Source organism: Stenotrophomonas sp. ASS1 (genome assembly GCF_004346925.1).
GTDB classification, from domain to species: domain Bacteria; phylum Pseudomonadota; class Gammaproteobacteria; order Xanthomonadales; family Xanthomonadaceae; genus Stenotrophomonas; species Stenotrophomonas maltophilia_A.
Genome location: NZ_CP031167.1, coordinates 2,840,483 through 2,853,337, shown reverse-complemented (window position 1 = coordinate 2,853,337; position 12,855 = coordinate 2,840,483). Strand labels below are relative to the sequence as shown.

Below are 12,855 nucleotides of genomic sequence, written 5' to 3'. Positions count from 1 at the left end.
GCCGCGTGACCTCCGCCCCGGTGGTGCCGGCCGCGGGCCGGCAACCCCCTAAGTTCCTGATTTGTGCAGGTAAAATACCCGTAAAGGGAGGCGGAAAACGGCCTGTTGTGGTAGTATCCGCAGGTTGAATCGAGGTTCCGGCACGACCCCCTCCCGCAGGGGGCTGCGCCGGACTGGACCGCTACCAGACAACGGAACCCGAATGGCAGAAACCGCCAAGGAAATCATCCAGGTCAACCTGGAAGACGAGATGCGCAAGAGCTACCTCGATTACGCCATGAGCGTGATCGTGGGCCGCGCGCTCCCGGATGCGCGCGACGGCCTCAAGCCGGTGCATCGCCGCGTGCTGTTCGCGATGAATGAACTCAACGCGCACAGCAACAAGCCCTACTTCAAGTCGGCGCGTATCGTCGGTGACGTCATCGGTAAGTACCACCCGCATGGCGATCAGTCGGTGTACGACACGCTGGTGCGCCTGGCACAGCCGTTCTCGCTGCGTTACATGCTGGTTGATGGCCAGGGTAACTTCGGCTCCATCGATGGCGACTCCGCCGCGGCAATGCGATACACCGAAGCGCGCATGTCGCGCCTGGCGCATGAGCTGATGGCGGACATCGACAAGGAAACCGTCGATTTCCAGCCCAACTACGACGAAAAGGAACTGGAGCCGACGGTCATGCCGACCCGGTTCCCGAACCTGCTGGTCAACGGTTCGGCCGGTATCGCGGTGGGCATGGCGACCAACATCCCGCCGCACAACCTGAGCGAATCGATCAACGCCTGCATCGCGCTGATCGACAACCCGGAAATCGACGTCGACGGCCTGATGGAGTACATCCCGGGCCCGGATTTCCCGACCGCCGGCATCATCAACGGCACCGCCGGCATCGTCGCCGGCTACCGCACCGGCCGTGGCCGCGTGCGCATCCGTGCCAAGGCCGATATCGAAGTGGCCGACAACGGCCGCGAATCGATCATCGTCACCGAAATTCCTTACCAGGTGAACAAGGCGCGTCTGATCGAGAAGATCGCCGAGCTGGTCAAGGAAAAGAAGATCGAAGGCATCAGCGAGCTGCGCGATGAGTCCGACAAGGACGGCATGCGCATCTACATCGAGATCAAGCGCGGTGAATCTGCCGAGGTTGTGCTGAACAACCTGTACCAGCAGACGCAGATGGAATCGGTGTTCGGCATCAACATGGTGGCGCTGGTCGATGGCCGCCCGCAGTTGATGAACCTCAAGCAGATGCTGGAGGCGTTCGTCCGCCACCGTCGCGAAGTGGTCACCCGTCGCACCGTGTTCGAGCTGCGCAAGGCGCGCGCCCGTGCCCACGTGCTGGAAGGCCTGACCGTTGCGCTGGCCAACATCGACGAGATGATCGAGCTGATCAAGACCTCGCCGAACCCGAATGAAGCACGCGAGCGCATGCTGGCGCGCGTGTGGGAGCCGGGCCTGGTCGGTGCGATGCTGGGTGCCGCCGGTGCCGAAGCCTCGCGTCCGGAAGACCTGCCCAAGGGCGTGGGCCTGATCGAGGGCGGCTACCAGCTGACCGAGATCCAGGCCACCCAGATCCTGGAAATGCGCCTGCACCGCCTGACCGGGCTGGAGCAGGACCGCCTGACCGACGAGTACAAGCAGCTGCTGGAAGTGATCGCCGGGCTGATCCACATCCTGGAAGATCCCGACCGCCTGCTGCAGGTGATCCGCGAAGAGTTGGTCAGTGTGAAGGCCGAATTCGGCGACGAGCGTCGTACCGAGATCCGCCACAGCGAAGAAGACCTGGACATCCTCGACCTGATCGCGCCTGAAGACGTGGTGGTCACGGTGTCGCATGCCGGTTACGTGAAGCGCCAGCCGGTGAGCGTGTACCGCGCGCAGCGCCGTGGTGGTCGTGGCCGTAGTGCGGCGGCGACCAAGGAAGAGGATTTCATCGAACAGCTGTGGCTGGTCAACACGCATGACACGCTGCTGACCTTCACCAGTTCGGGCAAGGTGTTCTGGCTGCCGGTCTACCAACTGCCGGAAGCGGGCTCCAACGCCCGCGGCCGTCCGATCATCAACTGGATCCCGCTGGAACCGGGTGAACGCGTGCAGGCCGTACTGCCGGTGCGCGATTACGCCGATGGCCAGTTCGTGTTCTTCGCCACCAAGAACGGTACGGTCAAGAAGACCCCGCTGGGTGAGTTCGCCTTCCGTCTGGCGCGGGGCAAGATCGCGATCAACCTCGATGAGGGCGACGCGCTGGTCGGCGTCGGCCTGACCGACGGCCAGCGCGACATCCTGCTGTTCGCCTCCAATGGCAAGACCGTGCGTTTCGGCGAGGACAAGGTCCGCTCGATGGGCCGTACCGCCACCGGCGTGCGGGGCATCAAGATGCCGGCCGGCGAGGAAGTGGTCAGCCTGATCGTGGCCGAAAGTGCCGGTGGCATCGAGGACGAGAACGAGGACGACAGCGGTGTCGAGGAAGCCGCCGGCAATGGCGATGCGGTGATCGAAGGCGCCGACGACGCCAGCGTTCAGTACATCCTGACCGCGACCGAGAACGGCTATGGCAAGCGCACCCCGCTGCCGGACTATCCGCGCAAGGGCCGTGGCACCCAGGGCGTGATCGGCATCCAGACCACCGAGCGCAATGGCAAGCTGGTCGCCGCGGTGCTGATGGGCTCCAGCGACGAAGTCCTGCTGATCTCCGATGGTGGCACCCTGGTGCGTACGCGTGGCTCGGAAATCAGCCGCGTCGGCCGCAACACCCAGGGCGTGACCCTGATCCGCCTCTCCAAGGACGAGAAGCTGCAGGCGGTGGAGCGCATGGATGCCTCGATCGACGAGGACGAGGACGAGGTGGCTGCCGCCGCCCCGGCCACGACCGACGGCGCACCGGCTGCTGCCAGCAGCGAGGACGCCGCGCAGGAGTGATCCTGCCGCGAGCCTGAGGTACCCGACGACGCCGGCTCTGTGCCGGCGTCGTCGTATCCGGATGCCACACATACGCGCGCGCTTCACGCAGGCGGTGGGATAACGGCGCATGCTGCCCCCGGAGATCGACGATGTCCGCCACGCCGCAGTCCGCTCCTGCTCCCGTCCGCGCCTCCCGGCATCCCCTCGTCACCGTGCTGTCACTGCTGCTGGTCGTGCTCGGCCTGCTCATCGGTGGCCTCGGTGGGTGGCTGCTCAGCCTGGGTGGCTCGGCGTACTACGCCATCGCCGGGCTCGGCCTGCTGGCCAGCGGAATCCTGTTGTTCGGCAACCGCCGCAGCGGCGCGCTGCTGTATGCGCTGGTGTTCATCGGCACGCTGCTGTGGACCTGGTGGGAATCGGGCAGCGACTACTGGCGCTGGGTACCGCGGCTCGGGCTGGTGACTGCGCTCGGCATCGTGCTGGCGCTGCTGGCGCCGACACTGCGCGAGCCGGTTTCAAAACGCCTGTCGCGCAGCGTGGCGGGCGTGCTGATGCTGGTGTTCGTGGCCGCCTTCGGCCTGGCCTTTGCCCCGCATGGGGAAGTGGACGGGCACCTGCCGTTCCCGGAAGGCGCAGTCAGCGCCGGACTGGAACCCACGCGCGATACCACGGGCCTGCAGCCGGCTGACCAGCCCGCCGAGGGCGACTGGCCGGCGTGGGGCCGCAGCAATGCGGGCGCCCGCTATTCGCCACTGCAGCAGATCACCCCGGCCAATGTGGCCACGCTGCAGCCGGCCTGGCAGTTCCGTACCGGCGATATGCCGAAGAAGCGCTGGGGCGCGGAAACCACGCCGCTGAAGATCGGCGATCGCCTTTACCTGTGCACCGCGCGCAACCGCCTGATCGCACTCGATGCCGCCAGCGGCAAGGAACTGTGGCGGTTCGACCCCAAGGTGAAGGACACCTCGATTCCGTACACCGCCGCCTGCCGTGGGGTGAGCTACTACGAGCAGCCCCGCACGCCGACCATTGCCGATGCGGCATTGGCCGATGTCGCCGCCGATCTGGCGCTGCCGGAGCCGCCGCCCAGCGTCACCCGCAGTGCTGCACCGGGCAGCCGTCCGGCGTGCTGGGCACGCATCATCGAAGGCACGCTGGACGGCCGCATCATCGCGGTGGACGCGGACAGCGGCCGCCCCTGCGCCAACTTCGGCAACAACGGCCAGGTCGACATCACCCTGGGCATGGGTGAGGTGCCACCGGGTTACGTGTCGATCACCTCGCCACCGGCGATCGTGCGCGGGGTGATCGTGACCGGTCACCAGGTGCTGGACGGGCAGCGCCGCGATGCGCCGTCGGGTGTGATCCAGGCCTACGATGCCATCACCGGCAAGCTGCGCTGGGCGTGGGACATGGACCAGCCCGAGCGCAGCGGTCTGCCGCCGCGCGAGCAGACCTATACGCGCGGCACGCCCAACATGTGGACCACCGCCACCGGTGATGAGGCGCTGGGCCTGGTCTACCTGCCGCTGGGCAACTCCGCAGGCGACTACTGGAGCGGCTCGCGCACGGAAAACCAGAATCGCTACTCGACCTCACTGGTGGCGATCGACGTGGCCACCGGCAAGCCGGCCTGGCATTTCCAGGCGGTGCGCAAGGACGTGTGGGATTACGACCTGGGTTCGCAGGCCAGCCTGATCGATTACCCGACCGCTGCCGGCAAAGTGCCGGCGATCCTGCTGCCGACCAAACAGGGCGACATCTACATCCTCGACCGCCGCAACGGCCAGCTTCTGACCGCGGCCGAAGAGCGCAAGGTGCCCATCGGTGGTGTTGAACCCGAGCAGCGCTCGCCCACGCAGTTGTTCTCGCTGTACCACACGCTGCGTCGCGAGCATGAGCTGACCGAGCGCGACATGTGGGGCATCACCCCGATCGACCAGCTGGTCTGCCGCATCCAGTTCCGCAAGGCCTACTACGAAGGTTTCTACACGCCGCCGAGCAGTGACCGCCATTCCATCGAGTACCCCGGCTACAACGGCGGCTCGGACTGGGGCAGCGTGTCCATCGATACGCGTCGTGGCGTGATCGTGGCCAACTACAACGACATGCCCAACTACAACCGGCTGGTGCCGCGTGCCGAGGCCGATCGCCTGGGTTGGCTGCCGCGCGAAAAGATCCGGTTCGACAAGGGCGGCGCTGAGGGCGCGGGCGACCCACAGGTGGGCACGCCCTATGCCATCCAGGTGAATGCCGGTTGGCGCCTGCCGTTCACCGGTCTGCTGTGCAAGCAGCCGCCCTATGGTGGCATCCGTGCCATCGACCTGCGCACCGGCAAACTGCTGTGGGACCGCCCGTTCGGCAGTGCACGTGGCAATGGACCCTTCGGCATCCGCTCCGGCCTGCCGATCGAGATCGGCACGCCGAACAATGGCGGCTCGGTGGTGACCGCCAGCGGCCTGATCTTCATCGCCGCCGCCACCGATGATCTGCTGCGTGCCATCGACCTGAAGACCGGCAAGGAACTGTGGCACGCCAAGCTGCCTGCCGGTGGCCAGGCGAACCCGATGGTGTACGAGCAGGGCGGGCGCCAGTACGTGGTGATCATGGCCGGCGGCCACCATTTCATGGAAACCCCGAACGGCGATTACGTGATGGCGTTTGCGTTGCCGAGGTAACCGCAACGGGGGCGGTGGGCCGCCCCCGTTGCATGACGCTGGATCACACCGTCACTACCACCTTGCCGATCTGCTCGTTCGATTCCAGGTAACGGTGTGCGTCCTGGATCTGCGCGAACGGGAACACCCTGGCGATCTTCGGTGCCAGCGTGCCCTTGTCCAGGCCATCCACGATGAATGCCTTCGCGCGGGCCAGCGCGGCATCGTCGGAAACGATCTCCGAGTACAGGTAGCCTTTCAACGTCAGCGACTTGCCCAGCACGTTGAACAACGGGAACGGCGTGGGTTCGCTGCTCAGCGCGCCGTATTCCAGCAGGATGCCGCCACGCGCCATCGCTTCGGTCAGCGGCACGAACTGCGGGCCACCGATCGGATCGAACACCACGCGGGCACCTGCGCCGCCGGTGATGCGCGCCACTTCGGCCACCAGATCCTGTTCCTGGGTGGCGATGACATGGGCGGCACCGGCGTCGAGCAGGGCCTGGCGCTTGCCCGGGCCACGGGTCACAGCGATCGGCGTGGCGCCGACTGCATTGGCGATCTGGATGGCGGCCAGGCCGACGCTGCTGCTGGCGGCGGTGATGATGACGAAATCCCCGGCGGACAAGTGCGCCTGCTCCAACAGCGCCCCCCAGGCGGTGACGTACTGCATCCACACCGCGGCGGCCGTTTCAAAGTCCAGTGCCTGCGGATGCTTGACTACCAGTCGTGCCGGCACGTTGGCCAGTTCGCCGTAGGTGCCCCAGCGCGCGATATCCAGCGGCGGCACCACGCTGACCGCATCGCCCGCGGTGAATCCGCTCACTGCACTGCCGACGGCTTCAACCACGCCGGCCGCTTCGTAGCCCAGGCGGCTGGGGAACTGCGCTTCCTGCAGGTAGGCGCCGTTACGGAACATCACCTCGGCGCGGTTCAGGCCGATCGCCTTCACCCGGATCTGGACTTCGTCAGGGGCGGGGGCGGGAACGTCGATATCGTCGATGCGCAGTACATCGGCAGTGCCATATTCGTGGATGCGGACAACCTGGCTCATGGGGGGCTCCGAGGAAGGGCCGGCGAGGGCGCCGGCGAAAGGGTGAGCGCTACTGTGCGCGTAGTCTGCATCCAGAATAAGGGGTAATCTGGCGTTTCATTGAAAAACAATTGTTTGCAATGGGCCTGATCGTTCCCCTGCGGACCTTCGCCAAGGTGGCCGAGGTCGGCTCCTTCGCCGCCGCTGCCGAGGCACTGGACCTGTCGCCGCAGCTGGTCGGCAAGCACATCCAGGCGCTGGAGCAGCATCTGGGTGTGCGCCTGCTCAACCGCACCACGCGCAAGCAGAGCCTGACCGACTTCGGCCAGGCCTACCTGGCGCGGGCGCGGGTGATCCTGGAGGAAGTGGAGGGGGCCGAGCAGCTGGCCGAAGTGGCGCGCGGGCGGCCGATGGGGCGCCTGCGCATCAGTGCGCCGGTCACCTTCGGGGTGCACGCGCTGGGCCCTGCGGTGGTGGCCTACATGCAGCAGTACCCGGACGTGCAGGTCGATCTGAACCTGTCCAACAGTCTGGTGGACATCGTTGAAGACGGCTATGACCTGGTGTTCCGCACTGGCGATCTGGCCGACAGTGGGCTGGTGGCGCGGCGGTTGGGGCCGTATCCGCTGGTCCTGTGTGCCTCGCCGGACTATCTGGCTTCGCGACCGGCCATTGCCCATCCCAATGACCTGAGCCGCCACGAGTGCCTGGGCTTCGCGCATTCGATCATCCGCACCCGCTGGAGCTTTCGCGATACCGATGGCGGCGTGCTGACCGTGCCAGTGTCCAGCCGCTTCATGGTCAACCAGGCCGAGCCGCTGCTGACCGCCGCCATCGGAGGGCTGGGGCTGATCCTGCAACCGCACGAAATGCTGGCCGGAGCATTGGCGCGTGGTGAGCTGGTGGAAGTGCTGCCGGACTACGTACCGGTGTCGACCTGGATCAACCTGGTGTATCCGCGCGATCGCCAGCTGACGCCCAAGCTGCGCAGCTTCCTGGACTTCTGCGTGGCGCGATTCAGCGAACAGACGATGGCAAGGCGATAGCGGGGCCAGCGGGTAGCAGGGTTTCCATCAACTGCGAAGGATCACGCATTCACGTTGCATCCGGGGCTGTGCGCATTCCACCACGCAGGCGGAGTGGATGGCGTCGCATCGAAGCATTCAGCGTCACTGTTGAGGTGTTGCGGCAGAGTCCCTGGCGTCGATGCGGCGGCCGCATCCTTGGTCTAGGATGCGGCCAGGAATCCCCGCAAAGGAACTGCCATGAGGGTTGTTGGACGCCTGTTTCTCTGCAATGCACTGGCCTGCTGGGTTCTAATGGTTACCCCGGTTTTTCCAGCAATCGGCGCTACATCTTCCGAGCGTGCACATCCACGTGCGCAGGACGCCATCGATGACTGGCTGGTGGCCTTCAACGCTGGCAGCCTCGAGCAACTGCAGGCGTTCGCTGATACCTATGCGAAGAAGGAAGGCAGCAGCCCCAAGGACTATCTCGAGTTCCGCGAGAGCACCGGCCCGCTGAGTGTGCTGGAAACACGCCAGAGCGCGCCCGGTCACGCGAAGGTGCTGGTGATGGGCCAGCTGAACGAGCGCGCGATGTGGGTGACGGCCAGCATGGACCCGGACAATCCGGCGCACCTGAAGCAGTTCCAGATCGAAGGCACTGAAACGCCGGACAAGTTCAAGCCGGAGAGGATTGCTTTGCCTGCCCTGATGGCCGATGCCACAGCAAGGCTGGAGGCGCTGCGGGCCCAGGACGCGCTGTCGGGTGCGTTGCAGGTGGCACGGAACGGCAAGGTGCTGCTGGACTGGCGCGGTGGCAATGCCGATCGCACCGCTGGCATTCCAGTGGGCGTGGATACGCAGTTCCGCCTTGCGTCCTCCAACAAGATGTTCACCGCAGTGGCCATACTGCAGCGGGTGCAGGAGGGCAAACTCAGTCTCGATGACACGATCGGCAAGCACCTGCCGGACTATCCGAACAAGGCCGTTGCCAACAGCGTGACGGTTCGCCAGCTGCTGACCCATACCAGTGGCCTGGGTGATTTCTTCGGCGACGATTTCGAGCAGTATTCCGCGTCGCTGAAGACGCTGGATGACTATGTGCAGCGTTTTGCCAAGGATGCACCGCAGTTCACGCCCGGCAGCCAGGACAGCTACTCGAACTATGGCTTCATCGTGCTAGGGCGGATCATCGAGGCCGTCTCCGGGCAGTCGTACTACGCCTATGTGGAGCAACACATCCTGCGCCCGGCAGGCATGACCGGCACCGGCTTCGAACCGGAAACAGTGACGGTGCCACAGCGTGCGGTCGCCTATACGAAGCAGGATGGGCAATGGGTGCGTGAAACGAAGTCGCTGCCCTGGCGCGGCATGTCAGCCGGTGGTGGCTACAGCACGGTGAGCGACATGGTGAAGTTCGCCGAGGCGCTGCGCAGCGGAAAGCTGGTCTCACCTGCATTGCTGCAGCAGGCCACCACGGCGCAGAACCACAAGGGCTGGTACGGGTTCGGCTTCGTGGTGCAGGGCGAGGGCAGGGAGCATCAGTACGGCCACGAAGGCGGTGCGCCCGGATCGAACAGTGCCATCGTGGTGCTACCCGCGCAGGGCTATGTGATCGTTGGGCTGGCCAATGTCGACCCGGATGCGATCGGCAATGTGGTCAACTACATCGCGCGAAGAGTGCCGCTGTAGTCCCGAGCGACTATGCCACAGCGATGTTGACGCTGGGGCAGGTGGCGGACCAGAATCGGGCCATGAGCCGACTCCTTCCCGTGGTGTGTCTGGTCGCCAGCATGGTGCTGCTGCTGCGTGGGGTGCACGTGATACTCAAGGGTGCTCCGGCCATGGCCAGCGAAGGTGCCAGTGCTGCGTATGCACAAGGCTACCTGCATGGACAAGCGGCAGCCGGGTGGGTGTTGATTGCCGCTGCAGCAGCCTGTGCGCTCATTGCCTGGCACAGGGCGCGCGCCAGGAAGTGAGAGACGGGCGCGTCAGCGCGGCACCCGCACCATCTTCGTCATCAAGTGTTCCACCACACCCGCCGGATCGGCCGTGCGGCCCACATGCGTGCTCGACATCTGCACGACCGAACTACGCTTGGCGGTGAGGAAATGGAAGCGCGCGCGCGCCGGCAGCTGCGCGATCGGCCCGGCGCTGGCATCGCCGCGGCAGATCGCCACGATCGCATCCAGCCATGGCTGCAGCGCCTCCTGGTCCAGCGCTGGCGCGAAGGCGTGCAGGCGTGCCGGATCGATCTCGATGGCCGCTTCCAGATGACGCGCACCGGGACAGGAGACGATCACCCCGACGTTGATGAATTCCTCGCGCTCCACCCGCGGTACCACGCGGATGACCGCATAGTCATACGTGTGCAGCGTGGGCACGGATGGCCTCCTGCACGAACACCGCACGCACTTTCAGGCGCTGCTTGAGATAGTCGATATAGCCTTGGCGATAGGCCTGTGGGCTGTCGAACGCCGGCTCATTCACCAGCCAGCTGTCCGGCACCAGGCCGACGATGCGCTCGATCTCGGCATCGGTCAGGCGCGCGGCCAGCTCGGCATCCACCTCGGCGATGTGGCTGGCGAACGACAGCAGCACATGGTCGCGGATCAGCACGAATGGCTTTTCGCAGGCATCGCCGGCGTTGGCCCAGTCGTGATGGAAATACATGGCCGCACCGTGGTCGATCAGGTACAGCTTTCGATGCCACACCATCAGGTTGGGGTTGCGCGTGGTGCGATCGACATTGCTGGTGAACGCATCGAACCAGACGATGCGCGATGCCAGGTCGGCATCCACCGGCATCGCCGCCGGGTCGTAGTTGATCGCACCGGGGAGGTAGTCCAGGCCCAGGTTCAAACCTTCACTGGCGCGTATCAGTTCCTGGATCTCCGGGTCGGGCTCGGTGCGGGCGAACTCGCGGTCCAGCTCCACGAACAGGATCTCCGGAATCGGCAGGCCCAGCGTGCGCGCCATTTCGCCAGCGATCAGCTCGGCGATCAGCGCCTTCGGGCCCTGGCCGGCGCCACGGAACTTCAGCACGGCCATGCCGTCGTCGTCGGTCTCGACCACGGCCGGCAGGGAGCCACCTTCCCGCAAGGGGGTGATGTAGCGGAGGGCATGTACGGTGCGCATGCGCGCATTCTAGCGTGGGTGCCGCCAAGGGAGCGCCGGGCGCGTCCCGGCGGCTCCATGTCGTTCCCCGTCAGTGCGTCAGCGCGCCGCGCTGCTGCTCCTGCACGCGGACCTGTTCCTGCGTGGCCTGATCGGCCTGCCGCTGGTTGACCACGGCAAGCGTATCCAGGCTGTCCTGCACAGGGCGCTGGGCGGCCTCGGCAGTGGGTGATGAGGCGCGCAGCGAGGCCGGATCATCCAGCGGCCCCTTCACCACAAAGATGTTCTGTGCCGCGCCCACACCCTCGGTCTGGCGGCTGAGCACCACATGGTCGACCCGGTCCAGCCCGTTTTCGCGGGCCAGCACCAGCAGGCTGGCACTCAGGCGCTCGCTGGACGCATCGAAACTGCGTCCGTTGGCAGCATCCAGCTCAGCTACCTTGCCGCGGATCTGCTCGTGCAGCGAACGGTCACGGCCTTCCGCAAGCAGCGTCGGTAAGCCATCGCCCTCCACCGCATGCTGTGTGGTGATCGGCACATGCGTATGCGTGCCCTCAGTGTGGTCGAAGTAATGCAGCGTCGACGGCGAGGTACTGGTATCGAAGTAGGGCTGGCGCGGGGGCGAGCCCTCGCCGAGGTTGAGCCCGTTCTGCTCCAGCAGGCGCTCGTCCAGGCCCAGCTTCTTCATGTTCACTTCCATCCGGCTGACGCCATCGGGCGCTGGATTCGCGGCCTCGAATTCGCTGGCCAGTCCGATCGCCAGGGCGCCGTAGAAATTCTGGTAGTCCGAATTCCCATGATGGCCGAGGCCGGTGCTGACGCCCTGATCGTAATAGTGCCTGGCCATTCCCTCGATGTTGGCTGCGGTGGGGGAGATGGTCAGGTCCGCATTGAGGGTCAGCTCCGGGTGCGGGGCATAGGTGATCGGCGGGCCGGGTCGCGACTGGATGACATCTGTCGAGCGGGTGCTGGCTTCGTACAGGTCGCGCAGGGTGGCGTCCGGGTTGTTGGCACGTACCTGGCTGACCAGCGCATTCCAGCCTGCGATGTTCGAAGAAGCCTCATCGCGGCGGTTGGCCGCGAGCAGGGTGCCGATCGCCTCGGTGTAATCATGGCTCGTTGTACGGCCCGCGACCTGCTCCACGTCGGCTTCGAACTGCACGTAGGCGCGCTCGACATCAGCATCGTTGAAGCCGTGCTGGATCTCGTGACCGAGCACAAAGGCAACCTCAGCCGCGTCGAACCTGTCCGGGGCCGACGGGGTCGACAAGCTGCTGGCGGGCAGGTTGATGGATTTCGTGCCGGTCTCGTAGGTGCCACCCGCGTTGCTTGTAGCGGGCAATAGTTCGAAGCGTTCCAGGTGGCCTGCCGCGATGGCGGCGTCCACCTGCTTTGCCAGCACGGGCGAGCCCGCGATGACGCTGCGCAGGTTGTCGACCTGGTCGCTGGTGACGTCGGTCTTGCCAGCGAATTCGCCCAGCAGGCGTTCCGTTTCTGCGGAAAGGATCGTCATTGATGGCTCCCCTTACTGCACGGTGACAAGACGCACGCAGGCATGCGTGGCGTCGCCGAGGGCGTGGGGGTTCTCGGGCATCGTGTCGACCTTGATGCTCAGCTGTGGTCGATCGAAGCGGTCGTAGATCACTCGGCCGTGTTCGCCGCGCACCGTCTCGCGCTTGAAGCCGGCGGCATCCAGTGCCGAAGCGAAGTGGTTGAAGTCGACCTGGCAGATCGCCGCAGCCGAGGCCTTGCGATCGCTGCTTGTGTCCATGAAGTTCAGATCCAGCCGCGCGTCGGCAGTGCCGGCCCGCTGCACTTCCAGTCCATAGCCCCATTCCGGTGTCAGCGTGCCGCCATAGCCGAAGTGGCCGGGGCCGAAGACCTGCGCCGGCGCCTGCATCGCTGCGGACAGGCGCTCAGCGGTGAGCTCGCGGGTGGAGGTCGTGACCTTGATCAGGTCCAGCAGGCGCAGCAGCAACTGCTCGGCATTGAGCGGGGAGGGCGAAGTGGTCTCGGATACGGCGGGGGCCATGGTGTCGGTTCCTTGAGAAGTCGGCGTGCGGTCGGCGGCATGTGCGCAGGCGCAGAGCGCGGCCGCTGAAAGTGCGAGCGTCCACGGTCGTATGAATGCGTACCGGGGCATGT

General features: G+C 65.7%; 10 protein-coding genes. 5 read left to right on the top strand and 5 right to left on the bottom strand.

The features are described from left to right. Window positions 1-202 precede the first annotated feature (202 nt). Both gyrA and MG068_RS13380 read left to right on the top strand, forming a co-directional pair. Window positions 203-2,917, top strand: coding sequence for a DNA gyrase subunit A (gyrA, locus tag MG068_RS13385; RefSeq protein WP_088431503.1), 2,715 nt, complete (start codon window positions 203-205; stop codon window positions 2,915-2,917). Between the two features lie 131 nt (window positions 2,918-3,048). After that, a complete protein-coding gene (locus MG068_RS13380) occupies window positions 3,049-5,577 on the top strand; it encodes a membrane-bound PQQ-dependent dehydrogenase, glucose/quinate/shikimate family (protein ID WP_132810450.1) in 2,529 nt (842 codons plus the stop codon). Window positions 5,578-5,620: 43 nt separating this feature from the next. Here the strand turns inward: MG068_RS13380 and MG068_RS13375 are convergent, their stop codons facing one another. Then, window positions 5,621-6,610 (bottom strand): zinc-dependent alcohol dehydrogenase family protein, encoded by a 990-nt coding sequence (locus tag MG068_RS13375; protein WP_032127690.1) that lies wholly within the window; start codon window positions 6,608-6,610, stop codon window positions 5,621-5,623. Window positions 6,611-6,729: 119 nt separating this feature from the next. Between MG068_RS13375 and MG068_RS13370 the strand changes: the two genes are divergently transcribed. The 3 genes from MG068_RS13370 to MG068_RS13360 all read left to right on the top strand — a co-directional run bounded on the left by MG068_RS13370 (window position 6,730) and on the right by MG068_RS13360 (window position 9,572). Next, window positions 6,730-7,635 carry a LysR family transcriptional regulator gene (locus MG068_RS13370; protein WP_132810449.1) on the top strand — a complete coding sequence of 302 codons (906 nt, stop codon included), beginning with the start codon at window positions 6,730-6,732 and terminating at the stop codon, window positions 7,633-7,635. Window positions 7,636-7,854: 219 nt separating this feature from the next. Further along, complete coding sequence (locus tag MG068_RS13365; protein ID WP_132810448.1) at window positions 7,855-9,285, top strand: serine hydrolase domain-containing protein; 1,431 nt, start codon at window positions 7,855-7,857, stop codon at window positions 9,283-9,285. Between the two features lie 62 nt (window positions 9,286-9,347). Further along, window positions 9,348-9,572 (top strand): hypothetical protein, encoded by a 225-nt coding sequence (locus tag MG068_RS13360; protein WP_132810447.1) that lies wholly within the window; start codon window positions 9,348-9,350, stop codon window positions 9,570-9,572. A 12-nt stretch (window positions 9,573-9,584) separates the two neighbouring features. Here MG068_RS13360 and MG068_RS13355 read toward each other — a convergent pair whose 3' ends face one another. The 4 genes from MG068_RS13355 to MG068_RS13340 all read right to left on the bottom strand — a co-directional run bounded on the left by MG068_RS13355 (window position 9,585) and on the right by MG068_RS13340 (window position 12,742). Continuing rightward, window positions 9,585-9,977, bottom strand: coding sequence for a DUF3037 domain-containing protein (locus MG068_RS13355; RefSeq protein ID WP_049400180.1), 393 nt, complete (start codon window positions 9,975-9,977; stop codon window positions 9,585-9,587). Continuing rightward, window positions 9,955-10,731 carry a HipA family kinase gene (locus MG068_RS13350; RefSeq protein WP_132810446.1) on the bottom strand — a complete coding sequence of 259 codons (777 nt, stop codon included), beginning with the start codon at window positions 10,729-10,731 and terminating at the stop codon, window positions 9,955-9,957. Before MG068_RS13350 ends, MG068_RS13355 begins: the two co-directional genes overlap by 23 nt. A gap of 70 nt (window positions 10,732-10,801) precedes the next feature. Then, complete coding sequence (locus MG068_RS13345) at window positions 10,802-12,223, bottom strand: XVIPCD domain-containing protein (protein ID WP_132810445.1); 1,422 nt, start codon at window positions 12,221-12,223, stop codon at window positions 10,802-10,804. Window positions 12,224-12,235: 12 nt separating this feature from the next. Beyond that, window positions 12,236-12,742, bottom strand: coding sequence for a hypothetical protein (locus tag MG068_RS13340; protein ID WP_223224724.1), 507 nt, complete (start codon window positions 12,740-12,742; stop codon window positions 12,236-12,238). Window positions 12,743-12,855: the final 113 nt, after the last annotated feature.